This window comes from Sphingomonas corticis (genome assembly GCF_012035195.1).
Taxonomy (GTDB): Bacteria; Pseudomonadota; Alphaproteobacteria; order Sphingomonadales; family Sphingomonadaceae; genus Sphingomonas; species Sphingomonas corticis.
The window spans coordinates 63724-84553 of sequence record NZ_JAAVJH010000012.1 but is presented as its reverse complement, the minus strand read 5'-3'; the positions used below and the strand labels follow the sequence as shown (position 1 = coordinate 84553).

Genomic DNA, 20830 nt, shown 5'->3' with positions numbered 1-20830 from the left:
CAAATCGGTTGCCGCCCTCCGCGGCTTCGCCGTTCGCTACCCGCCCGTGCCGTGCCTCCTGGAGTTCGGTTCGCCCGCCGGCGAACTAGGCGCCCGATCCGACGCGGAACCGTGCCTCGGCGCTGGTGGCGCGAAGATCGGCGATTGCCATGCGGACTGGTGTAACGTGCATTATGCACGGATGTACCGCAACCGGCCTTGCTCCGCAAGATCGGCGTGCATAGTGCACCGACCATGCATTGGACGGACAGGCTCCACCCCCTGCTGATCGGGGTGTCGGACGTGGTGAACAGGCTGGACGTGGACACGCGCCTTCTCGCGGCGAGCGACGTCAAGCTCGATCGGGCGCTGTTTCCGCTGCTCTCGCGGCTCGCCCTTCACGAACCGATGAACACGGTCGAACTCGCCAACCTGGTCGGGCGCGACCACTCGGTCGTGAGCCGCCAGGTCGCGAAGCTAGAAGCGCTGGAGCTGGTCGAGAGGGTGCCTGACGAGCGCGACCGGCGAGCGAGGCTGCTCAAGCCGAGCGCCGCCGGGCGCGAACTGCTGGCAAGGGTCGCCGTGGCGCGGCGCCGCTGGATGGAGGCGGACTTCCGCGCCTGGCCCGACGAGGACATCGAAACGCTCATCGCGCTCGTCGGGCGCATGCTGGACGGGCTGGGGTCGCCGGACGACTGACGGGCGTCGGCGCCGTCGTCGGACCTTCAGATCGCCGCCTCAATGAGCCTGGGACCGCGTTCCGCGATGGCGGTCCGGAAGGCGCGGTCGAACTCCTCCGCGCTGGTGCACCGCTCCGCGGGGACCCCCTGCCCCCGCGATATGGCCACCCAGTCGAGCTTCGGCTCGCCGAGCCCGAGCAGCCGCGACGCGGCGGGGCCGGCCCGACCCGCCCCCGTCCTCGTCATCTCGATGTTCAGGATGACGTAGCTGTGGTTCGCGAACACCACGACCACGACGTCCAGCGCCTCCCGGGCCATCGTCCACAGGGCCTGCACGGTGTACATCCCCGCGCCGTCGCCGGTGAGCGCGACGACCTTGCTCTCCGGCCGCGCCACCGCCGCGCCGATGGCGAGCGGCAGCCCGATGCCGATCGCGCCGCCGGTCAGCGCCAGCACGTCGTGCGGTCTCGCGCTCGCGGTCGCCGCCATCACGGCCGCGCCGGACGTCACGGCGTCGTCGCAGATCACGCTTCCCTCGGGCATGTGGCGGGCGATCGACCGACCCACGGTCGCAGGGGTGAGCGCGCCTTGCGGAGCGTCCGGCAGCGCCAGAGCGGCGAGCGGCCCCCCGAGAGGTGCGCCGAGCGCGTCGGCGAGTGCGGCGAGGGCGTGCGCGGGATCCTCCTCGCGCGTCGCCAGGCTCTCCGTGCGGCAGCCCTCGGGCACCAGCAGGCTGGGACGCCCCGGATAGGCGAAGAAGGAGACGGGAGCCGTCGTGCCGACGAGCACCATCAGGTCGACGCCGTCGAGTTCGGCAAGCGCCGCCTCGCCGAAGTAGGGCAGCTTACGCGGAGCGAAGAGGCCGGCGCCGCGCGGCTGCCTGGGCACGAAGGTGTCGGAGTGGACCGCGACGCCCGCGGCCGCGATGCGGCCTGCGTGCGCGAGCGCCTCGCCGAGGCATGCCCGGCCGCCGAGCAGCAGGACCGGCTTCGAGGCGCAGCGGATCGCGTCCGCGATGGAGGCGACCCGGCCGGCCGCGACCCGCGCGGGCGGTCGTGGAGCCGTCGTCACCGGTTCGTCCGGTGCCGGCAGCCAGGCGGAGTCGGCGGGCAGGATCAGGCTGACGGGACCACCCGCTCCCGCGCGGCTGGCGGCGACCGCCTCCGCCGCCAGCGGCGCCACCGCCTCTGGTGCGTCGGCCGACTTCACCCAGGTCGAACTGGTCGCCGCGAGCGCGGCGATGTCGGAGTTGAGGGGGGCGTCGTACTGGCGGTGGAACGTCGCGTGGTCCCCGACCACGTTCACGATGGGCGTGTGCGCGCGCCTTGCGTTGTGGAGGTTGGCGGCCCCGTTCGCGTAGCCCGGGCCGAGGTGCAGGAGCGTGCAGGCGGGTCCGCCGCTCATCCGGCCGTAGCCGTCGGCCGCTCCCGTGGCCACGCCCTCGAAGAGGCACAGCACCGACCGCATCCTCGGCTCCTCGTCGAGCGCGGCGACGAACTGCATCTCGCTGGTGCCCGGGTTGGCGAAGCACACGGTGACGTCGTTGGCGACGAGAGTCGACAGCAGGGCGCGGGCACCATTCATTCTTCCAGGGTCCTCTCGGGTCTTCCGTTCCACACGACGGAGACGCGTTCCGTAGCACGAGCCGGGTGTTGGTTGAACCAAGTACCCGCCGACGAGCGTACGCGCGGTCGCGACGGCCTGATGTGACCGGACGCGCGCGGCCGGGACCTCCTTGAACGTCGAGTTCTGGCCGGTTGTCTTCAGCGCGTACGCTTCCACATCGCCGTCGAAACCGGTTCGCCCAAATTGGTTCTCCGGATCGCATCGCTTGTTGACAAACGCGCGCACTGGCTGCGAAATGGCACGACGTTCCGTGATAAGGAACGATTTGGGAGGATGTGATGCGGGAGATCTATCGTCTTGCCTTGTCAGGCGCCGTGGCCGCGCTGACGATGGCCGCACCTGCGGAAGCCCGCACCGGCGTCGAAGCGCCGGTCGGCGCGCAGGCGGACGTCGACGGCGCCGGTTACCAGACCGCTGGCGAGCCTTCGGCGGATGCTTCCGCGACTCCCGCCCAGTCCTCGACAACCGATCCGTCGTCCTCCTCGGGTGGGGACATCGTCGTGACGGCGCAGAAGCGCAGCCAGAGCGTGCAGGACGTGCCGCTCTCGGTGGTGGCGCTCGGGCAGGACCAGCTCGTCGAACAGCGCGTGGAGACCGTCAGCGATCTGCAGCGCGTCGTTCCGAACTTCACGGCGCAGCGCGGAGCGTCGGTCTCGAACCTCCGTCTCAACATCCGGGGCATCGGCGCCCCCGGGAACACGGCGATCGACCAGAGCGTGGCCCTCTTCCTCGATGGCGTCTACGTGGCTCGGCCCTCGGCGGTGTACTCCTCCTTCCTCGACATCGCCGCCGTCGAGGTCGTGCGCGGCCCTCAGGGCACCCTCTTCGGCCGCAACACCACGGCCGGCGGCATCATCCTGCGGTCGGCCGATCCGGCGGACGCTACGAGCCAGTCGGCCTATGTCGAGGCGGGGAACTACGGGCGCTACAAGACCGAGGCGGTCGCGAACGCAGCGCTCTCCGACCGCTTGCGGCTGCGCGCGGCGCTGCAGCTCGCCGGCACGGACGGGTTCGGGCGCAACCTACTCGACGGTTCGCGCTTCGGCGGGCAGGAGTCCGCCACCGGCAGGCTGGGCCTGGGCGTGGATCTCACCGAGACGCTTTCATGGACCGGCAAGTTCGACTTCTCGCATGTGACCGGTGACGGCCAGACAGCGGCCGAGGCGATCGGCGCGACGATCTCGGGCACCCAGCTGGCCAGCTTCGCCGCCCGGCTGGGAGGCGCGGGGAACCTGCCGGAGCTCGGGGACGCCACCGACTTCCGCGTCAACCAGATCACCGCGGGCGACCTGGACGACCGCCAGTATGGCGGCTCCAGCACCTTCGTCCTCTCTCTCGGCGACTGGGACGTCCGCCTGATCTCCGGGTATCGCGACTACCGCAACAGCCAGTTCGACGGCGAGGTCCTCTTCGTCGCGGTCCCGCTCGTCTCCCGCAACCAGATGCTCAACAGCGAGAGCAGCTCGCACGAGCTGCAGATCGTCTCGCCGAGCGACAGCCTGCTTGGCGGACGGCTCAGCTTCGTGGGCGGCCTCTACTACTTCCAGGAGGATCTGGAGATCGGCGAGAGGCTGAACCTCTCACGCACGTTCTGCACGACGTTCGCGACCGGCGCGACCCAGCAGGCCTGCCTGCGCGATCCCCTCGCCGGCGCCACCGACCTTTCCTTCTCCCAGTCGGGGGACAGCGTGGCGGTCTATGGACAGGCCGATCTCGACGTCCTGCCCGAGGTCACGCTCCAGCTGGGCGCCCGCTACACCTGGGACGACAAGACCGGCAGGTTCGACCAGCTCGTCGCCAACCGCGTGGCGACGGCGCTGCGCGCGCCCGAGTCCGTGTCGCTGCGCTTCAAGGACGACCGGCCGACGTATCGGGCGGCACTGGCCTGGGATGCGGCGGACGACGTCCATCTCTTCGCCTCCTACTCGACCGGCTACAAGGCGGGCGGGTTCAACTCCGGGGGCGGATCGGCGGCGCTCGGCGCGGCGCGGCGCACCTTCTCCTCCGAGACGGCGACCAACTACGAACTCGGCGTGCGCACCCGCTTCGCGGACAGGCGGGTGACGCTGAACGCCACGCTCTACCGCATCGATCTCGACAGCTTCCAGGACCGGAGCTTCGACGGCACGAGCTTCGTCATCAGCAATGCGGGCAGCCTTCGTCACCAGGGTTTCGAGGCCGAGGGTCGCGTGGCGGTGACGCGGGGCTTCGACGTCTCGGGGTCGATCGCGTATCTCGACTCCGAGTTCCGCAGCTTCAGGACCGCGTCGGCCTTCCCGGGCTGCTCGGGCGCCAGTCCTCCGATCGCGGGCTGCGGCCCCGTCGGCGGCGACCGCACGATCCAGGACCTGACCGGCGGGCGTGCGCACTACGCGCCGGAATGGCAGGGCGCGCTGAACGCGACGTACGAGACCGACGTGCGGGGTTGGGGACTGAAGCTGACGGGCGGGATGACCTACATCGGCGAGCAGTTCGTCGGGAGCGTCACCGACAACAATCCCCAGACCATCCAGCGGCCCTTCTCCCTGTTCAACGGACGCATTGCGCTGACGCCGCCCGGCGAGACGTTCGAGATCGCCGTGTTCGGCGACAACCTGACGGACAAGGGCTACTGCCCCAACATCCTCTACCAGCCGAACGACTCGCTCTTCGGCGTGAGGAACCCGGCGACCGGGGGAACGCTCGCCCGCTGCTTCCCTGGCTCGCCGCGCACCTACGGCGCGTCCCTGCGTGCCAGGTTCTGAGCGATGGCGCCGCCCGCCACCGCCCGCGGCCTCGCCGCGACCGATCGCCACCCGCGCTTGACAGGAGGACCGATGCGCCGCAACACGGACGGGCGTTCCGCTGAACGGGACATGACGTCATGACGGGTTCGCTCTCCGGTATTCGCGTCGTCGACTGCACGCACGTCATCGCGGGTTCGTGGTGCTCGATGCTGCTCGCCGACCTCGGCGCAGACGTGGTGAAGGTCGAGCCGATCCTTGGCGAGGTCACGCGGGGCGATCCCAAGCGGCGTTTCCGGCCGTTCGACTTCGTGAACCGGAACAAGCGCGCGATCGCCGTCGACCTGTCGGAGCCCGGCGGTCGGGACGTCGTGCGCCGCCTGGCCGCGGGAGCCGACGTCTTCGTCGAGAACTATCGGCCGGGCGCGCTGGAGCGGCTCGGTCTCGCCTACGCCGATCTGTCGCCCGGTAACCCCGGCCTGGTCTACTGCTCGATCTCCGGCTTCGGCACCACCGGCCCCTATCGCGATCGCGGCGGCTTCGACCTGGTGGCGCAGGCGATGAGCGGAATCATGAGCCTCACCGGCGAGGTCGGTGGCGAGACGCCGGTCGCTTGCGGCGTCCCGATCTCGGACCTGAACGCCGGCGTCTTCGGCGCTCTCGCGGTCGTCGCGGCGTTGAACGAGCGCAACCGCAGCGGCCTCGGTCAGCGGGTCGAGACGTCGCTCCTGGAATCCGCGCTCGCGTATACGGTCTGGGAGACGGGGGCGTACCTCACGGAGGGCACGGTCGCCGCGCGGGCGGGGTCGCGTCACCGTCTGGCCGCCCCCTATGAGGCGTTCCCGACATCCGACGGCCATGTGGTCGTGGGCGTGAACAGCCCCCGGCTGTGGTCGCGCTTCTGCAGCGCGCTCGGGTTGCAGGAGCTCGTCGACGATCCTCGGTTCGCCGACGGTCCGAGCCGGGTCGCCAATCGGGAGGCGCTCCACGATCTGATCGCGCGGACGACGTCGCGGGAGGCGACGGCGTTCTGGGTGGATCGGCTCGAGGAGTTCCGCATCCCCGGCGGGCCGATCAACGACATCGCGCAGGCGCTGGCGGATCCGCAGGTGGAGGCGCGCTCCCTGCTGGCGGAGGTCGGCGGCCGTCGCTTCGTGCGCACGCCGATCATGATGGATCGCACGCCCGTCGAGCTGAGGCGGGGTCCGGCCGCCGTAGGCGAGCACACGGCCGCCGTGCTTCGCGAGTGCGGGTACGAGGACGCCGAGATTGAGGCGCTCCAGGATTCGGGAGCGATTGCCTGCCGAGGAGACGATGATGACCAGTAGGATCGAAGTCACCAATCCGTCCGAGGGCGTGCGGATCGTCCGCGTCGACGCCCCACCTGCGAACCGGTTCAACTACGCGCTCCGCGAGGAGCTGCTGAAGGTGCTCGACGAAGCCGAACGGGACGAGGCGGTCCGCGCGATCGTGCTGACCGGGACGGGCGAGGCGTTCTGCGCGGGCGACGACCTTCGCGAGGCGGTGACCCGGGGCGACCAGGCCGTGGACGGGCTGAAGCAGTTCGGAAGGATGCTTGATCTGATCGAGCAGGGCAGGGTTCCGGTGATCGCGGCCGTCAATGGTCATGCGGTCGGCGGCGGCTTCGAATTGGCTCTCGCCTGCGACATCCGCATCGGTTCGACGTCGGCGAACTTCATCGCCGCCGGCGTCAACGTCGGCCTCATGGCGTCGGTCTATCGCCTCCCCCGCCTCATCGGGATCTCGCGCGCCAAGGCGATCCTGCTGACGGGACTGCCCGTCCGGGCGGAGCAGGCCCTCTCCCACGGCATCATCACCGAGCTTCATGCGCCCGCCGAACTGATGCCCGCGGCGCTGAAGCTCGCCGAGCGCATCGCGTCGCGCGCGCCGCTGTCGGTGGAGGCCACTAAGCGCCAGGTCGACCGCGTCTACGGGATGGAACGCGCCGAGGCGATGAGGGCGGCGGTCGGAGAGCTCGCCACCCTCACCAAGACCCGCGACCATTTCGAAGCCGTGGACGCCTTCGTGAACAAGCGCCAGCCTGTCTTCGCGCGCAGCTGAGCCGAGCGCCCGGCGGTAGCGCGCGAGCAGCACGGCACGTGATCGGGTGGCGAGGCGCGTCGGCCCGATCGCGGCGTCGTCGCAGTTCGGTGTCGTCCACGTCGCTGGTTCCCGCGACCCGTAGCTCGCCGGCCCGCGCGTTCGGAGCAGGTTCTCGCATGGGTTGCCGACGAGGTGCCGGGCGCTGCAACAAGCCCAGCGAGAAGGATTTCTTTGAGACTGCCGCTAGCCGCGGATCGCGTCAGCCCGCGACGGCGACCCGCCGAGCGGAGAAGTCGAAGCGACGAGGCCTTTCGGCGAGCGCGGCGGCGATGGCGGCATCGACCTCAGCAGTCTCTCGCACGATCGAGTCCAGCTCGGATGGCATCAGCGGACGGCTCTCGGAGCAGGAACCGTCCCTCGGGCTGAGTGAGACAGTCGAGCCCGAAGCCGATGCGCTGCGGTACGAGAGATGCAAGAACTCCGCCATGGACCGCATAAAGCGCAGTCTTGGTCTCCGGATCAAGTGAAATCGGGACATGGAGGCCTTCCTTCTCCGCTATGGTCGTGATCGCAACCACGTTTCCGCCGCGACTCTCGATGAACCCCCGCAACGCCGCGAGCGTTCCACCCATCGTGAATACGTCATCCGCGAGGATGTAGCTGCCTCCCTGCTGCACCGGCCCTTCGAATGTCGGCGAGTGCGCAAGTCGTTGATACGGGTTCGTGATTAAGTCCCGCTTAACGGCGTTCGTCTGCACGATGCGCGTCTCCACGCCGAGGGAGGTTTCGCGGGCGAGCCAGGCTGCGAAGCCGCGCCCGAGCGCGTTGCGCGTTTCGCCGACAGGCATGGCGGGAGCGACGACGATTGCCGGGGGGTCGGTGTCGCACCCCAGATCGTAAAGCTCGCCGATGACCTTCTCGCTGCACAGGTCCTCGCACAGTTCGACCGCCCTCCGGGCGTCAGCATGCCGCTTGGCCTGCTCGTAGCGCCAATCGTCGAAGAGGGCTTTGCGACGGCAGTGCACCATCACGGACGGGAACTGGGCGGGCCATGGCAGTCGCACTTCGATCGGAGCCGTCTCGGGAGGTCGGGAGCGCACGGCCTAACGATGCGCGACGCATCGTTGCAAGCGGCATCCCGGGCATCACGGCAGCGTTCCGCTTCCCATACGCCCTCCCCGACGCTAGCTGTTCCGCGCAGTGGAACGGGGCGTGGTCTGATGAGGAATGTGGAGCTGTCATTCAGCGTGCTGGAGGAGATCGCCGATCGCCAGCCCATCGGAGTGAGCGAGCTGGCCCGTGCGCTGGACCTGCCGAAGACGACGATCCACCGTTCGCTCCAGGTGCTCCAGAAGACGGGATGGATCGAGGCGATCGAGGCGGGTCGGCCGCTCTGGGCCCTGTCGATCAAGGCGCTCAGCGTCGGCAGCCTGGCGGTGAATTCGCAGGGCGCGCTGCGGGCGGTGGCGCTGCCGGCGATGGAGAGCCTGCGGCGGGCGACGGGCGAGACGGTGCACCTCAACCTCTACCATCGCGACAGCACCGTGCTCGTGGAGCGCCTCGACGGGCTGAACCCGACGCGGACGTTCAATGCGCTTGGCGGAACCGTGACGCTCCATCCCACCGCCTCGGGTCGCGTCCGGCTCTCCCTGATGAAGGAGGAGGAGCTGGAGCGGTACCTCGCGCATCCGCACAGGTCCCCTTACGAGCTCACGCCCGAGAAGGCGGACGAGTTGCGGCGGCTCCTGCCCATGTTCCGGGACCGCGGGTACACCGAGACGCTCGGCGGCCTCTTCGAAGGCGTAAACGCGATCGCGGCGCCGATCTTCGCCGGAAGCCGTACGCTGATCGGCGCCCTTTCCGTCTCGGCGCCCGCGGAGAGGATGGACGCCGAAGCGCGCGCCGGTTTCGCCGGGCTCCTCCTCGACGCCGCCCGGGACATCAGCACGGGCATGCGGGTGCGGCGGGCGGGCTGACCCCGTTCGAGATGGGCGGCGAGCGCGACCCGCCGGATCTTCGGTGACGATGGAGGCGCGCTGGGCTGTACGACCCGGGTGGCCATCTCGGCGCTGATAGAGCGAACGGTCCCATGATCGCCCTTCCGAGCGCGGCGACGCGGATCTCCGTGCTTTCGACACTTCGTCCGAGGGGAACGTGAACGGGTTCTTCATTCCGTTGGCCTAGCGTGCCGTCGATGTCGGCAGGCCCGTTCCGCATGGCGGTTGCATCGCGCGCGCTGGTCGCCTGCGCGCTTGCGGTCGCGTACTTCGCGGTTGCCGCCCTGACCGTGCGCCATACGCGCTTCGAAGGCGGCGTGGCGTTCATCTGGGCTGCCGGCTCGCTCCTGTTCGGCGCGTTGGTGGTCGCGGATCGGCGGCGCTGGCCGGAGCTCGTCGCAGCCTGTGCGCTGGCGAGCTTCGCGGCCACGTGGAAGTACGGGCTCGGACCTGCCGCCGCCGGGCCGCTCGCGCTGGTCAATGTGCTGGAGAGCGCCCTCGCCGCCTGGACGATGCGGCGCATCTGCCCGGATTGCGGAGACCTCAAGTCGCTTGCCGAGATCGGCGCCTTTCTCGCCGCGGCGGGACTGGTCGCGCCCGGGGCGACGGCCTTCGCCGGCGCGGCGGTCGCTTCTATGGCGGTTGGCGTGCCGTATTGGCCCAACTGGCAGGCGTGGTATGCGGGGCACGCCCTCGGTTCGATGGCGTTCGCACCGCTCGTCATGCTCGTCCTCCGCGGGGATTTCGCCGGTTGGGTGCGGAGTGCGGCGGCCCGGCTTCGGCTCGAGGCGGCGGTGATCCTCCTTGTCCTCGCCGCCGTCACCGCTGCGGTCTTCGCCCAGACCCGCCTGCCGCTGCTGTTCCTCCCGTTCCTGCCGATGATGGTCGCCGTATTCCGGATGGGTCGCATCGGCGCGACGATGTCGCTCCTCATCCTAGCCGCGCTCGGGATCGCGTTCACCGTGCGCGGCCTCGGGCCGGTCGCTCTCGTCCAGGGGGGGGACGGTCTGCGGGCGCAATTCCTGCAGTTCTATCTTGCCGTCGCCGTGCTCATGGCGCTGCCCGCCGCGGGCGAGCTGAAGCAGCGCAAGCGGACGATCCAGCGTCTGGAGGAGCGATCCGCGCTGCACCGCCTCATCCTCGATCGTACAGGCGACGTGATCCTCACCCTGGAGCTGGATGGATCGATCCGGTTCGTCTCCGCTTCCGCCCGGCAGGTCTTCGGCGTGGATCCCGACGCCGTCGTCGGCGGGGTCGCCGGCGACGTCCTGCACCCCGACGATGTCGCGAGGGTCGAGGCCGCGTACCGCGAGACGCTCACCCACCCCGAGCGGACGTTCACATTCGAATACAGGGTGGTGATCGGCGGCCGCGAGATCGGCTGGTTCGAAACCCACTCACGAGCGACCCTCGACGCGCAGGGGCGCGTGAGCGGGGCCGTTTGCGTGATCCGGGACGTCTCGCATCGGAAGGAGGCGGAGCGCCGGTGGGCCTTGGTCGCGATGACCGACCCGCTGACCGGGCTCCCGAACCGCCGCGCTCTGGACGAGGCGCTCGCCGACCGCCTCTCGGCGGGCGATGCGCGTCCCGCCACGTTGGCGCTCTTCGATCTCGACAGGTTCAAGTCGGTGAACGACCGGCATGGCCACGCGGTCGGCGACGAGGTGCTGCGTGCGTTCGCCGACGTGCTCCGCGCCGGCGTGCGCGACCGCGATCTCGTCGCCCGAATCGGTGGCGAGGAGTTCGCCGCCCTGATCGACGGTGCGGACCTGGATGCCGCCCGCGGAGTCTGCGAACGCGTGCGCGCCCGGCTGGCGGATCTGGAGATCGCCGCGGGCGCGAGCAGGCTTCGCGTGACGGTCAGCGCCGGCATGGCCCCCCTGCCGCCCAGGGGTTCGGCGTCCGAGGTCATGGCCTCCGCCGACGCCGCGCTCTACCGCGCCAAGGCCGAGGGCCGGAACCGGCTCGCCTTCGCCGCCCAGGTCTGACCTGCCCGGACCCGGTGTGGCGAAGCGACCAAGCGCCCCACTTGTGTTCTTCATATGTTCTGTGTAAGGCGGCTTCTGGAGCAAGGGAGACTCGGGCATGATCGGGTATGTGACGCTTGGCACGAACGATCTGGCGCGTGCGGCGGCGTTCTACGATGCGTTGGCGGCCGAGATGGGCATCGCGCGAATGATGGAATGGCCGAAGGCGATCGCCTGGGGCCGGCCGGGCGGACCGGCCGGCCTGGGAGTCACCGAGCCGTTCGACGGTGGCGTCGCGACCGTCGGCAATGGGACCATGGTGGCGCTGGAGGCCTCTTCGCGCGAACAGGTCGTGCGGCTCCACGCGCTGGCGCTGGAGCTCGGAGGAAGCTGCGAGGGTCCGCCAGGTGATCGGGGCGGCGGGTTCTACGCCGCCTACTTCCGCGATCTCGACGGAAACAAGCTCAACGCCTTCGTCACGGGCGCCGCGGCCGACGGCGTCTGAGCGCCCGTCGCGCAGGCGACGTCACGGCTGGCGAGGTCGCTTCGGTTCCGGTCGACTGATCACCGTCATTGAGCCGGGTGCGTCCCGTTCGACCGTGGTCAGACGGGAATGCGCCTCGTCGATGGCGAGGAGAAGGTCGCCGAAGCACGGCGTCTCGTCGACGGGGTAGAAGCGGTCGAACCCCTGTCCGAGCAAGCGCAGCTCGGGTTCGGTCAGCAGCGCTACTGCGACGATTCGTCTCTTCGGTTCCATGGTGCTCGCGTCAATGGTCTGCCGGGACAACGTGGCCGAGCCGGGACGGATGCGTCCGTTACGCAGGCGTCCCGCGAAGCGGGGCGGCATGCGGGACTTGTTCGGCGGCCGGATCCGGCCGACGGGGGAACTTCGGAGGCCGACCCGCGCTCGTCCCTGGAACGGAACGTGAGGACTCGTCTGGATGAGCGAAGCCACTTGGGGAGGCGCGGCGTCTCCCGACATCGACTGGCGGATGAGTGCAGCGCTCGAGAACGTGCCTCGAGGTCAGGAGGAACTCGCGGAGGTGACCAGCCTGGAAGGCGCCGTCCGGGCCTGGCTCGCGCTGGACCCCGCTCATCGCGGCGAGGCGATCCTCACGCCCGAACGCGCGCTCACGCTCGACGGCGCCTCCATCACGCACTTCAGGGGCGACCACATCGGCGTCCTTGCGGAGCGGATGGGTGGAACGGGTCGATCCGGCGCCACGTCGGACCCGCACCTCGACGACGCCGGATAGACCGTCGGACCATCGGCTGCGCGCCGCCTGTCATGCCGGTCGCGCCGGAACTCCATTGCGGCTAGTCAGCCCTCATGCCGCGCAACCGCCACTACGACGGTCCTCCTTCCGATCACTACGACGGCAAGCGTTTCTTCAATCCCGGCCATCCGTCGACCGATCGCGGTCTCTCCGCCCTGCTGCGTTGGAAGCTCGCCGGCGGCGCCGCCCGATGGCCCAAGGCCGTTCCGGTCGTTGCGAGCAGGCCCGACCGTCGGGTGGACGGGCTGCGGATCGCGATGGTGGGGCACTCCTCGCTGCTGATCCAGGCGGCCGGCGTCAACGTCCTGACCGATCCGGTCTGGTCCGACCGGGCCAGTCCCTTCTCCTTCGTCGGACCGAAGCGGGTCACGGCCCCGGCGTGACGTTCGAGGATCTTCCCCGGATCGATGCCGTGCTGATCAGCCACTGCCACTACGATCATCTCGACGTGGCGACGCTGAGGAGACTGCACGCCAGCCATGCGCCGCTCATGGCGATGCCGCTCGGCAATGACGCGATCGTGCGTGCCGCCGTCCCGGGCGCCCGGTGCGTGGTCGGCGACTGGTGGGAGAGCCTGCCGCTCGGCCAGGGCGTCTCGACCACGCTGACGCCCGCTCGCCATTGGTCCAACCGCTGGCCCGGCGACGTGCGGATGGCCCTGTGGTCGGGACACCATCTGACCACCTCGGCCGGCACGGTCTGGTTCGCGGGTGATACCGGCTATGGGGATGGCGCCATCTTCCGCGACATCCGTCGGCGATTGGGGGCGCCGGACGTCGCGCTGATCCCGATCGGAGCCTACGAGCCGCGCTGGTTCATGGCGGCGCAGCACGTCAACCCCGCCGAAGCCGTGCGCATCATGCGCGACGTCGATGCTCGGCACGCGCTCGGCATCCATTGGGGGACCTTCCAGTTGACGGACGAGGTCCGCGACGCGCCGAGGCTGGCGCTCGCCTCCGCCCTCTCCGCGGCCGGCCTGCCGCCGCGCCGGTTCGTCGCCGCCCAGCCCGGCGCGTCGTACGACTTCGGTCCGGCTGCGCGCTGAGGCGCCTGCACGGTCACGTCTTCTGATCAGGCGATGGGACCGGAGGGCGCGTCGGCGGTTCGGACCGAAGCGCGCGCTGTCGCGTTCCACGGGGATGAGCGAGGACGACGAACGCTGGATGCGCCGCGCGATCGAGGTCGCCCGGTCCAGGGGATCGGACCCGTCAACCTCCCCGCTCGGCGCGATTGTCGTGCTGGATGGGCGGGAGATCGCGGCCGAGCGCAATCAGACGGGGGAGCTCCCCGACGCGACCGCTCATGCCGAGATGATGGCGATCCGCCGGGCGTGCGAGCGACTGGGAGAGATGGAGCTGCGGGGCGCCACGCTATACTCCACGCTGCAGCCCTGCGGGATGTGCACGATGGCGTCGATCTGGTCGAAGGTCCGACGCGTGGTGTACGGCGCCGGTCGGAACGACGTCCACCGCATGTACTTCGAGGCGCGGCACGTCGACACCCTGTCCTTCATCGAGGACGCCTACCGCGGTGACGTCGTGATCGACGGCGGCTGCCTGCGGGAGGAATGCGCGTCTCTCTACTATCCGCCGTCGGCCGATCTTCCGCCTGCGGAACAGGCGAACCTCTGAAAGCCTTCAGTATGGCAATCGGCTGATCGACCGCTTTCGCGCCGACAGGAGCGTCGCCACGCGCGCCAGCGCCAGGGCCAGCGCGCCTCCGACGACACCGCTCCGCCGGCAGTCCGGCAGCCGGCGGCGATGTCCTCCAGACCGGTCTGGTCGCGAGCGGCGAGCACCGACGTCCCGCCATCGCGCGCGAACGCGACCGCGGTCGCGGTGCCGATGCCGCTGGAGGCGCCGGCGATGACGACGCGCAGGCCAGCGAGACTCATCGCCATGCCTCCTGACGTGTTCGCGTCCGCCCCGCCACCATCGTTTTGCTCCTTTCCGCAGCCTCTGGAGTGCGGACGAATGAGCCGATTCGCGTTCCGAATCGGCAACCCGTCGCCTCTCCCCCTGGATGATTCGGTCTGCGCGGAGGGATGCGAGCGCCCTACGTTCCTTCCGCCCTCACGACGCTCTTCCGCGCGCGAGCGGCACGGCGCCGTCATCGCATCACCCCCTCAGCCCGTGTCCGCGTTGCGTTGCGGGCGGCACCCGTCGGTCGAGATCGTCCCCGGAACTCGGCGGACACACGCAGGCCGCGTAGGCGGAGGCGATCGCCAGGACGAAGCAGAGGGTCGCCGTGCCTGGGCGGGGGCGGCGCTTGGCGGCCGGCGATCCGCCCCGGCGCGTGAATGGGTTCTTTCGCTTCATCTTCGCTCCTTCCGATCGATCTCTCGCGCCGCCCCTTCCCGCTCGCGGACGGCGGCGCAGGGAGCTTCCGACAATCCTCTTGCATATACTTTAAAGTTTACCTATCTGCTGCGCCAGGACGTTTCGGGTGGGGTTCGTGAGACGCGGGATTCGGGCGAGCGGTATCGCCTGGTCGGGGCGTGGTGACGCGCGGGGCGCCGCCGCCGCCGCGAACCCGCGCTCTCACGGTCCCGCCCGAATGCCGATGGAGGACTGGACATGGATCAGGGCGAGGCCGCGGCGGCGGAGCTGCGGATGATGCGACGGGCGTGGAACGCGCTGCGGGCGCAGTGGCGTCTGGATCGCCGGGAGGTGCTGGAGCTGCTGCGCGGCGCCGAGGGGGCGGGCACCCTCTCGGCAGCGACCGAGACGCGCATGCGCCTGCTCGTCGAGATCGGCTACCGCCTGTGCGCGGCGGACGGCGACGACGATCTGCGCGACCGTCTGCGCCGGCCCACCGCTGCGTTCGGATGGCTCTCGCCGCTGGAGGCGATGTCGGGCGGGACGGGCGAGCTGCGCGCCGTGCGCGTCGCGCTGGAGACGGGTGCGTGGTCGTGACGGCGCGGGAGGCACCTTCGCTGCTTCACGTGCTCGAGCGCTGGGACGGCGTCGCGGAGGACTGGGACCTCGACGAGGCCGAGCGGTCGGCGCTGCTCGGAGGCTTCACGTCAGGCCCGCCGTGCTCGGTCGAGACCTACGGGTCCGAGGCCTGCGAGGCGCGGATGCGGCTCCTCGTCGCGCTCGCGGCGATCCTGCGGAGGATCCACGCCGACGCGGGTCGCACCCGCGCGTGGCTGCGCCGACCGAATCCGACGATGGGAGGCCGCACCCCGCTCGAAGCGATGGCGGCCTCGCCGGATTGGACCCGCTGGATCGTCGCGCACGTGGAGATCGGCGCGTGAGCGCCGTGTGGCCACTTCTCGGCGGCGTGCGACCGCTGCGCGAGGACGTGGAAGACGAGATCGCGGAGTTCGTCTCGCGTGCGCAGGAGGAGCGGGAGCGGCTCTACCGTTCCGTCCTCCGCCGTCACCCGCTGTACGCCTCGCCTCTGCTCCTCGCGATCCTGGACGCGGAGGGCCTCGCCGTCGCGCAGGTGCTCGACGTAATGACCCCGCCGCCCGACTGGCCCGACGGCCTGGCGCTGCCGCCGCGCGGCTGGAAGCGCTCCCGCCATCTGTTGCGGACGCTGGCGTCCGGTGACACCGCGGCCAACCGGTCCCTCATGCGCCGACTCGGCCACGGCGGCGTGGCGATCCGCGCGCCGGCGCAGGGCGTGGGCGTCTTCGATGCGTGGGTCGAAGGCGACGCGTTGGCCGGGGCCTATGGGCTCGGCGAGAGCGAGCTGGTGGTGATCGGTGGCGAAGCGCGGCTCCGCCTTCCCGAGGGCGTTCCGGAGATCGAACTCGTCGCGGCCGTCGGCAGGATGCTCGACCATGTCGTCGACCATCCGCTCCTCGCCGGACGGGGCTACCGCGTGCATCGGGTCGTCGAGATGCGCAAGGGGAGCGCGGCGGCCCTGGCGTTCCGCTGCGGCCTCGTCAGGATCGAGCCCGCCGATGAGCGGCGGCGTTCGCAGTCCGCCCTCCCCTCCCCTCGTGACGAGGAGTGATCACGGTGGCGACGCAGGCTGGCGGCGGGATCGCGTCGTTTCCGACAAGCCGGGTGTGTGCCGGAAGCGAAGCGCCGTCGACGCTTCGCGCCGGGTGGAGCCTTCGGCGACGGACGGACTGGTCGGCGGCACTCGGGCCGCGCTCCTCGCGCGCGAGGACGTCGTGGTGTCCGGAAGCGGGCATCGTGCCGGGGAGGCGTCGGCCGTGAGCAGGCTCGGAGACGGGACGGTCAGGCAGCCGCCATCCGGTCCAGGGGGCATGCGCTCGGAGGACGCGGAGGAGTTCGGGCTCGTCATCCGGCGGCTCGTCCGCCGGGTGGAGGATGCCGACCTCCTCGGTGGTCAGGTGGAGGTGCTCCTGGGCCTGGGGTTCGGGGAATGGTCGCGCGTCCGGGCCGGACGGCCTGGGTGGCGCCTGTCGCCACGGCAGGAGCGGTGCGCGAGGCTGGCGGTGGAGCTGCTCGACGGTCTGGAGGCCCTTCTCGGCGGCTGGGCGTCGGTGCGGCCCTGGCTCGAGGCGCCGTCCGGACATCTCGACGGCGGATCGCCGCTGGAGTGGGCCGGGCTATCGCCCGCTCACCTCTCCGCTCTCGTCGCCTGCCTTCGCGCGGAGGCCTCATGAGCGCGTCGGCAGGTGCTGGTGCTGGAGAGTCGAAGCGCGTGCTCGTGCTCGACGTCGAGTGCGGCGTGTCCGCCGAGGCGGTGGCGCTGCTGCCGAACGGCGACGCCGCCGGCATCGATCGCCGCTTCCTGCAGGAGCTCACCGCGGTGGCGATGCTCTCCTTCGTTGTCGCCGACGACGGGCTCTCGTGCATCGAACTCAGCGGATCGTTGGTGGAAGGCGACGAAAGGGAGGCGCTGTTGCGCATCGACGCGGCCCTCCGAGGCCTCGGCGCCGGTGGGGTCCTCGTCACGCACAACGGCGTCGCCCATGACCTCCCGCTGTGCCTGCGCCGGTGTCTCGCCAACTGGATGTTCGGGTGCCAGGCGGTACGGGAGTGGGTGGATGCCGATCCGCACCGCCATGTCGACACGCTGCTTCGGTGCGGCGGCGGCCGGGGCCGGGCGGCGGGTCCCGCGCTCACCGATCTCTGCGCCGCGCTGGGCATAGAGGCAGCCGTGCCGGCCAGGAGCTCGTCGCGCCCGGTCGACGCCCGCATCAGGAAGGGAGCCGTCGACGTCGTGCGCACCGCCCTCGTCTATCTCCACCTCGAGGCCATGGCGCGTGGCGATGGGACTTGGCTGGCGACGTGTTGGGGTGATCTGGCTGCCCATCTCCTCTCCGGCCCGGTCCGCGCCGACCACCTACTGCCTTTGGCGAGGCAGGGCCTTCGCGTGGCGGAGGCCGCCGGCGCGCGCGCGTGACGCGGCGCCCGGCGGATCCGCTCAGCCTTCGGCGGGAGCGATCTCGTCGAGCCAGCAGGCCAGCTGGTCTATCCTGGCGAGCGACTCCTTGGGGAGGATAGACGAGTTCACGACGGTGAACCGTTTGTAGAACTGCTCCTCCGGGAAGGCCTCCCGCAGATCGGACAGGTCGGCGGATGGCGGGCCGTCCACAACCAGCGCATGGAGCCACCGACCGTCTTCCGCCAATCGGACGCCGGCTTCGGCCAGAAGGAGGTGACCGGCGATACGGGCGTTGGAATGGCCGTTCCGCGCCATGGCGACGCGGATCGGGGCGGCCAGCTCCTTGAGCACGATTCCGAACATGTACTCGTCCTCCCGGTCTGGCGAGATTGGCACGGGTTGAACGGCCGCCACCACCTTGATGCATCCGACGTCCACGAGCGGCACGTCGCGAGCTCCTCCGTCGTCGACGGGCGTGTCGACCAGTGCGGCCTGGATCCGTTCGTCACCGCCGATGTACACGCCGGCCGGCGGACCGCCGGGTGCGACGGGAAGCACGTGGATGTCCACGATGGCCGTGGTGGTCCAGCGGTCGGGATGCAGCCGGCGGGGCGCCTCGAGGCTGACGTTCAACGGGATGAGCGCCTGCGCCAGAGCCTCGGCATCCGAGGTGTGGATCACGATCTGCATTGTGCGGTCTCCGGGACGGAGCGCGCCGAGGGCCTTTTCCCTCCTTGACGTCCGTCCGCGGCTCCAGCCTCGGAAGGATCCTCTTCTTCGCTCAGTCGAGCGGATGCCTGGCGAATGCCGAGAAGGCGGCCTCGATCTCGTCGTCGCGGTACCTCGAGACGTCGGCCAGCCCCGAGGCGATGGCGTCGACCACCGAGACGCAGTCGATCATGAGCCTGCCGTAGATGGCGTCGGACGAGGCCGGCCGCGGGTCGGAGAGCATCTTGCGCGTGAGCCGGCCGAGGCGGATCTTGTCGTCGCCTTCGCAGAGCACCCAGGGGCTCACCGCCAGGACCGGCATCCGCTCCGCCTTGGGAGTGCCGCTCTCCCGTGCGGCGAACCAGGCGTCCGCGAGCGCGAACCCGATCATCTTCCACTCGCCCGCCACCGCCTCCGCGGCCTTCGCGGCGGGCACGCCGAAGTCGATCAGGGTCAGGGCGACGGCGATCTTCAGGATGGCGCGGAGGTCGTGGGTGGTGCGTCTTCCGCGTCCGGTCCGCGCATGGGAGGGGAAGTCCGCGCGCTGCATGTAGCGGATGCGCGCGTCGACCAGCGTGGCGCGCCGCGCACCGTTGGAGAACACGTGGGTGAGCAGCGCGACGGCGTCGTCGTTGTCGAGTTCGACCTCGGAGGGCGCCACGGTGCTGGCCATCGCGCAGGCGGTAGCACGGCCGGTCCGATGGCGGGAAGGTCGCCGTGGCGTTGCTCCGTGCGCCCGCCGCCGCGCCGATTCGCCCGGCGGGCGCGCCGCCGCGGGCGCCGCGCCTCCCCGTCGGCCGGGCGCGCGCGGTCGCCCGGGACCGCCTGCGGCCGCTCGGAAGGGGTGGCGACCCCGCCGGATGCGGAGGTTTTCCCTCTGCCGGGGCGTCCGTGGGGCGCTTTTACGCGGACTAACACCAGAGGCGAAAAGCGATTTTGGACTGATTTCCGTTACGGAAACCCCGCAATTCGAAGGGGTAGCCACCCCGACCAGCCGCCCGTCGCCCTTCAAATCCCTCGAAGTCGCCGAACGCGCCATCCCACACGCCTTGACAGCGGTCAAGCGAATGTCGTAGCTGGCTACATCATTTGAGGGACCTAGCTACGTGTTCGAGATCGCTACATTCTCCAAGGACGACCTCGACATGGCCGTCTGCTGGGCGAACCGTTACCACCCGATTCTCACCGAGGCCACAATCCAGGTGGCGGAGGGCTATGAAGTCGGCACGTGGAGGGACTACCGCGTCCTCGCGGAGGAGGCGCTGAACGACTACTTCATACCCGTTCCCGGCACGGACGTGCCGGTCTGCTTCGTCGATCCCGATGCGGCTTCGAAACTCGTGGTCACCCGGCTGAAGGATCAGGGCGCGCGCGTGGCGCGCAAGGCCGAGGCCGGTGCCGGCTACGACATCTCCTTCGGCGACGACCGCGCGAAGGCGGTGCGCATCGACCGCAAGCTCAACCTCGCGCGTCGCATCTTCGACTGCGCCGACTTCGAGGGCAAGCCCTCCAATTGCTTCGTCCGCGCCGGTTACGTCCCCAGCAATGCCGAGGCTCGGCGGACGGCGAGCGGCGGCTACGTGCGCGACACCGGCCGCTTCTTCTCCGTCACGGTGCCGAAGTACACCATCAACACCTCGGGCGACCCGCACCTCCACGACAGGATCGAAGCCGCCTTCGAACGGCACGGCACCACGCCGTGCGTGCGTCACGCCTGGCGCGCGAAGGAGGATCTGATCAGCCGCGGCGGCGAGGTGATCGAGGGCACCTTCCGCAGCCTCTTCATGGGCGCCAAGGAACTCGGGGAGACCCGGTTCGGCCGCCTCCTGAAGATCAGGAACAAGCCGACCGGCGACACGGAGCTGACGAAGCTGGCGTCCTTCACCGTGGCGGGGGCGGACCGCTTCTATTCCTACGTCGACGTGGTGCGCCGCTCCATGGACCCGCGCGGGTGGGGCGTGGAGGAGTACGAGGCCGCCTGCTTCGCGGGGGACGAGGAGGCGTTGAACGCCCCCCTCTTCTTCAACCACTATGGCCGGCCGCTCCTCGTGCCGGCGGCACGCGTCGAATTCAGGAAGGTGGTGCGGCTCGCCGGCATCAAGTGCGGCGAGCGCGACGCGTGGATGCACCTGGGTCGCCACGACCAGGTCATCCGCGCGCTCGACGAGATCGAGGACATGGACGTGCCCGAGTTCATCAAGGACCGGCTCCGGGACGACCTGGCCACCTACATGGGCTGGGCGGGCAAGGAGGAGATGCTCAAGATCTACGGCGCTCGCCACTTCGCGGCTCGTCGGGCGAAGTGGACGAGCGACTTCCAGGCCGGCCGCGGCGAGGTCGCGCGCCCCACCTCCTCCTTCCGCACCGCGCCGGCGCTGCAGTCCGCCTTCGAGGGCTGGTGAGGTGCGGATGTGCCGCGATCTCCGTCCGATGAGCGACGGCTGCGCTTCCGACGATGTCGACGGTCCGCATCTGGGCCGAGCGCCGATGACATCC

General features: G+C 70.2%; 22 protein-coding genes. 17 read left to right on the top strand and 5 right to left on the bottom strand.

The features are described from left to right. Positions 1-234 precede the first annotated feature (234 nt). Positions 235-678, top strand: a complete 444-nt coding sequence (locus HBH26_RS15945; protein WP_168135631.1) for a MarR family winged helix-turn-helix transcriptional regulator — start codon at positions 235-237, stop codon at positions 676-678. A 26-nt stretch (positions 679-704) separates the two neighbouring features. Here HBH26_RS15945 and HBH26_RS15940 read toward each other — a convergent pair whose 3' ends face one another. Next, a complete protein-coding gene (locus HBH26_RS15940; protein ID WP_168135630.1) occupies positions 705-2243 on the bottom strand; it encodes an acetolactate synthase large subunit in 1539 nt (512 codons plus the stop codon). A gap of 344 nt (positions 2244-2587) precedes the next feature. Here HBH26_RS15940 and HBH26_RS15935 point away from each other — a divergent pair, with 344 nt between their 5' ends. From HBH26_RS15935 to HBH26_RS15925, 3 genes are all read left to right on the top strand, one after another. Further along, a complete protein-coding gene (locus HBH26_RS15935; protein WP_168135629.1) occupies positions 2588-5029 on the top strand; it encodes a TonB-dependent receptor in 2442 nt (813 codons plus the stop codon). Positions 5030-5148: 119 nt separating this feature from the next. Then, entirely contained in the window at positions 5149-6336 is a 1188-nt protein-coding gene (locus tag HBH26_RS15930) for a CaiB/BaiF CoA transferase family protein (RefSeq protein WP_168135628.1), read from the top strand. Then, positions 6305-7090, top strand: a complete 786-nt coding sequence (locus HBH26_RS15925; RefSeq protein ID WP_209308616.1) for an enoyl-CoA hydratase/isomerase family protein — start codon at positions 6305-6307, stop codon at positions 7088-7090. The genes HBH26_RS15930 and HBH26_RS15925 overlap by 32 nt, the downstream gene beginning before the upstream one ends. Before the next feature lie 326 nt (positions 7091-7416). Here HBH26_RS15925 and HBH26_RS15920 read toward each other — a convergent pair whose 3' ends face one another. Further along, positions 7417-8103, bottom strand: coding sequence for a phosphoribosyltransferase (locus tag HBH26_RS15920; protein ID WP_168135627.1), 687 nt, complete (start codon positions 8101-8103; stop codon positions 7417-7419). Between the two features lie 216 nt (positions 8104-8319). Between HBH26_RS15920 and HBH26_RS15915 the strand changes: the two genes are divergently transcribed. The 3 genes from HBH26_RS15915 to HBH26_RS15905 all read left to right on the top strand — a co-directional run bounded on the left by HBH26_RS15915 (position 8320) and on the right by HBH26_RS15905 (position 11541). After that, positions 8320-9048 carry an IclR family transcriptional regulator domain-containing protein gene (locus tag HBH26_RS15915; protein ID WP_168135626.1) on the top strand — a complete coding sequence of 243 codons (729 nt, stop codon included), beginning with the start codon at positions 8320-8322 and terminating at the stop codon, positions 9046-9048. Positions 9049-9266: 218 nt separating this feature from the next. Then, positions 9267-11057, top strand: a complete 1791-nt coding sequence (locus HBH26_RS15910) for a sensor domain-containing diguanylate cyclase (RefSeq protein ID WP_168135625.1) — start codon at positions 9267-9269, stop codon at positions 11055-11057. A gap of 97 nt (positions 11058-11154) precedes the next feature. Continuing rightward, on the top strand, positions 11155-11541 hold the full coding sequence (locus HBH26_RS15905; protein ID WP_168135624.1) for a VOC family protein: 387 nt from the start codon (positions 11155-11157) through the stop codon (positions 11539-11541). A 21-nt stretch (positions 11542-11562) separates the two neighbouring features. Here HBH26_RS15905 and HBH26_RS15900 read toward each other — a convergent pair whose 3' ends face one another. Continuing rightward, the gene (locus HBH26_RS15900; protein ID WP_168135569.1) at positions 11563-11883 is read right to left on the bottom strand and encodes a hypothetical protein; all 321 of its coding nucleotides are present in this window, start codon (positions 11881-11883) and stop codon (positions 11563-11565) included. 94 nt (positions 11884-11977) lie between these two features. Here HBH26_RS15900 and HBH26_RS15895 point away from each other — a divergent pair, with 94 nt between their 5' ends. From HBH26_RS15895 to HBH26_RS15860, 9 genes are all read left to right on the top strand, one after another. Then, the gene (locus HBH26_RS15895) at positions 11978-12292 is read left to right on the top strand and encodes a hypothetical protein (RefSeq protein ID WP_168135623.1); all 315 of its coding nucleotides are present in this window, start codon (positions 11978-11980) and stop codon (positions 12290-12292) included. 74 nt (positions 12293-12366) lie between these two features. Continuing rightward, complete coding sequence (locus tag HBH26_RS20835) at positions 12367-12696, top strand: MBL fold metallo-hydrolase (protein WP_239024869.1); 330 nt, start codon at positions 12367-12369, stop codon at positions 12694-12696. Further along, the gene (locus tag HBH26_RS15890) at positions 12693-13358 is read left to right on the top strand and encodes an MBL fold metallo-hydrolase (protein WP_338057432.1); all 666 of its coding nucleotides are present in this window, start codon (positions 12693-12695) and stop codon (positions 13356-13358) included. Before HBH26_RS20835 ends, HBH26_RS15890 begins: the two co-directional genes overlap by 4 nt. 94 nt (positions 13359-13452) lie before the next feature. Further along, a complete protein-coding gene (locus HBH26_RS15885; protein WP_168135622.1) occupies positions 13453-13944 on the top strand; it encodes a nucleoside deaminase in 492 nt (163 codons plus the stop codon). A gap of 945 nt (positions 13945-14889) precedes the next feature. Continuing rightward, complete coding sequence (locus HBH26_RS15880) at positions 14890-15228, top strand: hypothetical protein (RefSeq protein ID WP_168135621.1); 339 nt, start codon at positions 14890-14892, stop codon at positions 15226-15228. Continuing rightward, positions 15219-15572, top strand: coding sequence for an antitoxin Xre/MbcA/ParS toxin-binding domain-containing protein (locus HBH26_RS21240; RefSeq protein ID WP_168135620.1), 354 nt, complete (start codon positions 15219-15221; stop codon positions 15570-15572). Before HBH26_RS15880 ends, HBH26_RS21240 begins: the two co-directional genes overlap by 10 nt. Further along, a complete protein-coding gene (locus HBH26_RS15870) occupies positions 15569-16279 on the top strand; it encodes a hypothetical protein (RefSeq protein ID WP_168135619.1) in 711 nt (236 codons plus the stop codon). The genes HBH26_RS21240 and HBH26_RS15870 overlap by 4 nt, the downstream gene beginning before the upstream one ends. A gap of 205 nt (positions 16280-16484) precedes the next feature. Next, positions 16485-16901 carry a hypothetical protein gene (locus tag HBH26_RS15865; protein WP_168135618.1) on the top strand — a complete coding sequence of 139 codons (417 nt, stop codon included), beginning with the start codon at positions 16485-16487 and terminating at the stop codon, positions 16899-16901. After that, entirely contained in the window at positions 16898-17644 is a 747-nt protein-coding gene (locus HBH26_RS15860; RefSeq protein WP_168135617.1) for a 3'-5' exonuclease family protein, read from the top strand. Before HBH26_RS15865 ends, HBH26_RS15860 begins: the two co-directional genes overlap by 4 nt. Before the next feature lie 21 nt (positions 17645-17665). On the opposite strand, the gene HBH26_RS15855 is transcribed toward HBH26_RS15860, so the two are convergent. Both HBH26_RS15855 and HBH26_RS15850 read right to left on the bottom strand, forming a co-directional pair. Continuing rightward, entirely contained in the window at positions 17666-18316 is a 651-nt protein-coding gene (locus HBH26_RS15855) for a hypothetical protein (protein ID WP_168135616.1), read from the bottom strand. A 91-nt stretch (positions 18317-18407) separates the two neighbouring features. Next, positions 18408-19007 carry a hypothetical protein gene (locus HBH26_RS15850; protein ID WP_168135615.1) on the bottom strand — a complete coding sequence of 200 codons (600 nt, stop codon included), beginning with the start codon at positions 19005-19007 and terminating at the stop codon, positions 18408-18410. 433 nt (positions 19008-19440) lie between these two features. On the opposite strand from HBH26_RS15850, the gene HBH26_RS15845 reads away from it, so the two are divergent. Next, positions 19441-20736, top strand: coding sequence for a hypothetical protein (locus HBH26_RS15845; RefSeq protein ID WP_168135614.1), 1296 nt, complete (start codon positions 19441-19443; stop codon positions 20734-20736). Positions 20737-20830: the final 94 nt, after the last annotated feature.